This window comes from Fastidiosibacter lacustris (genome assembly GCF_003428155.1).
Classification (GTDB): Bacteria; Pseudomonadota; Gammaproteobacteria; order Francisellales; family Francisellaceae; genus Caedibacter; species Caedibacter lacustris.
Window position 1 is genome coordinate 1 of the sequence record NZ_QLIR01000040.1, and the last position, 2,377, is coordinate 2,377.

Genomic DNA, 2,377 nt, shown 5'->3' on the forward strand with positions numbered 1-2,377 from the left:
GAAAATTATCCAGTCTCCGTGTACTAAATGAAAACGTAATAGGCATGTTAAAACGTTTTAAAATTATTGCCGACAAATATCGGAATAGACGAAAAAGGTTTGGACTTCGATTTAATTTAATAACGGGAATTTACAACTTTGAATTGACTAATTGAGGTTTGGAAAAAACTCTAATGTAAAACCATTAGTAATGAATGTGCAAATACATATCATAGTGGTGATGAATTCAACTGCTAAATAGCTTAATAGAATTTTACTTTTATATTGACGACACTTGCCTTTCAGTATGAGATAACTGATTATAAGTATATTATCAAAAGGTTTAATCGATATATTGCATGATGGGCAAGCAGAAGGTGCTAAAAGGCTGGCTTTTTTACCTTTGTCCATTCCTTCAGGCAAACGATAAATAATAACATTGAGAAAACTGCCAAACGCCAAGAGTAACGATTGCTATAAAGACTATGCCTGCAATATAGAATTCCCCAGAGCTGTTTATAAATATATTCATTGTCAGCCTATGTAATTTTTAACAATCGCAACTCTTGAATGACCAAGCTCATTTGAGATAATCATTCGGGCATCTCTATCGACTTTTCTTTGTGCAGAAGTTAATTGATGACGTTTGGGTCCGCCTGCGATAGGTGAATCCCAGCCTTTGCCACTTCTCTGAGTATCTACAATTTGATGATAGCGTGTTTGGGCATAGGCGTGCCTTAATCCGTGTAAATTATATAAACCATTCTTTGGTAGATAATGAATTAAAAAAGCTGATAAAAGAGCGACCTTTAAGAGCTCGAGGCTTTGCACCAAAGCTTTCAGATGCAGAAGTGATTACAATGGATATTGTAGGAGAGTTTATGGGCAAGAACACAGACAAGGGTATATGGCAATACTTTAAAACGCACTGGCAAGCCTGGTTTCCAGGGCTTGGTAGTCGTAGTAACTATGTGAAGCAATCTGCAAATTTATGGCAGGTTCATCAACAAATACAGCAGGTTCTGGCAAGGCAGCTAAGTGCTTTTGCGGATCCTATCCATTTGGCAGATGGCTTTCCAATCCCTGTGTGTCATTTTAAACGAGCACGTTCAAGTAAAGTTTTCAGGGGTATAGCCACTTATGGATACTGTGCTTCCAAGGAGGAAACATATTATGGCTTCAAGGGTAATATATGCGTTAGCTTAGAAGGCGTTATTACAGGGATGACGGTGATAGCGACTCATATTGACGAAAGGGAATCGCTCTATGAAATTGTGCCTGGCATTCAAGGCTTATTACTTGCTGATAAAGGTTTGATTGGTCAGAGGATTATCAAAAAGATTTCAGGTTGGAGACTGGTATTGACTTGCAGACCCATACAAGGGGGAAATATGACAGCTAGCCGAGGAAAAGATGCCAATCGCTGAATTATATCTACTCGTAGGCGAGTGGAAACTGTTATTGGTCAATTAACTGAACGTTTTAACATTGAGAAAGTTCGTGCTCGCGATTGCTGGCATTTAACGAAGCGAATTGCCAGAAAGGTACTTGCGCATACCGTTAGTGCTGTCATATGCAAGAGTGAAGGTTATTCAGCCATACAGTTTGAAAAATTGGGGATTTAAAAAGTTAAACATGGCGTATTATTAGGTATTATTTGAGTTAAATATCTTTTTATTCTAAAATATGTATTACATCATATTATGAGGTAATACATCATGTTAAGCATTAGACTTAAACCTGAATTAGAGAGCAAGCTTAGAGATTTATCAAAAGCAACAGATAAGCCGATGGTATTTTTTATTAATAAAGCACTTGAAGATCGACTTGAGGATTTTGAAGATATCTATGCAGCGATTAGTGTCTTAGAAAAAACCAAGCCGAGTGATTACATATCCGAAAATGACGCTTGGAGAGAGTTGGGTGTTTGAGGTTAAATTTACAAAACAAGCGATTAAAGATTTAAAGAAAATTGACAAAACAGTGCTTGTTAGAATTAAAGGTTATATAAATGAATTAAAACATAATCCAAGGGAAAAAGGGAAGCAGTTATCCGGAAATCTTCATGGTCTATGGCGTTATCGAATAGGAAAATATAGAATCATTGTGGAAATCAAGGATAATGAGTTAATCCTGCTTGTAGTTAAAGTTTCAAAAAGAGAAAATGTATATAACTGAAAAAGCAACTAAAGTACCTAAAAACACTTGATTAAATACTGTAGGTACTTATCATGTGTATAAGTGTCATTACCAAGGTAAAGTGTCGGACTAATTACCAAGGGAAATTGTCGTGTTAATAGTATGGTCTGAATGCTATTGAGTCAACAAACTATTAGTAATAGCCCTGGCTTTCTGAATGCGTAAAGCAATTGTATTCAATTTTTCACGTAGCCAGATA

The 2,377-nt window shown here is 36.2% G+C and carries 3 protein-coding genes and 2 pseudogenes; 4 read left to right on the top strand and 1 reads right to left on the bottom strand.

The window, feature by feature from the left end:
* Positions 1–155, top strand: a pseudogene (locus DNJ77_RS09715) (IS5/IS1182 family transposase); the annotation flags it as partial.
* On the opposite strand, the gene DNJ77_RS10280 reads toward DNJ77_RS09715, so the two are convergent.
* Positions 148–441, bottom strand: a complete 294-nt coding sequence (locus tag DNJ77_RS10280) for a prepilin peptidase (protein WP_116964863.1) — start codon at positions 439–441, stop codon at positions 148–150. The pseudogene DNJ77_RS09715 and the gene DNJ77_RS10280 sit on opposite strands and share 8 nt — an antisense overlap.
* Before the next feature lie 278 nt (positions 442–719).
* Here DNJ77_RS10280 and DNJ77_RS09725 point away from each other — a divergent pair.
* From DNJ77_RS09725 to DNJ77_RS09735, 3 genes and pseudogenes are all read left to right on the top strand, one after another.
* Positions 720–1,604, top strand: a pseudogene (locus DNJ77_RS09725) (IS982 family transposase).
* Between the two features lie 93 nt (positions 1,605–1,697).
* A complete protein-coding gene (locus DNJ77_RS09730; protein WP_116964864.1) occupies positions 1,698–1,910 on the top strand; it encodes a CopG family transcriptional regulator in 213 nt (70 codons plus the stop codon).
* Positions 1,903–2,157 (top strand): type II toxin-antitoxin system RelE family toxin, encoded by a 255-nt coding sequence (locus DNJ77_RS09735; protein ID WP_239986794.1) that lies wholly within the window; start codon positions 1,903–1,905, stop codon positions 2,155–2,157. Before DNJ77_RS09730 ends, DNJ77_RS09735 begins: the two co-directional genes overlap by 8 nt.
* Positions 2,158–2,377 lie beyond the last annotated feature (220 nt).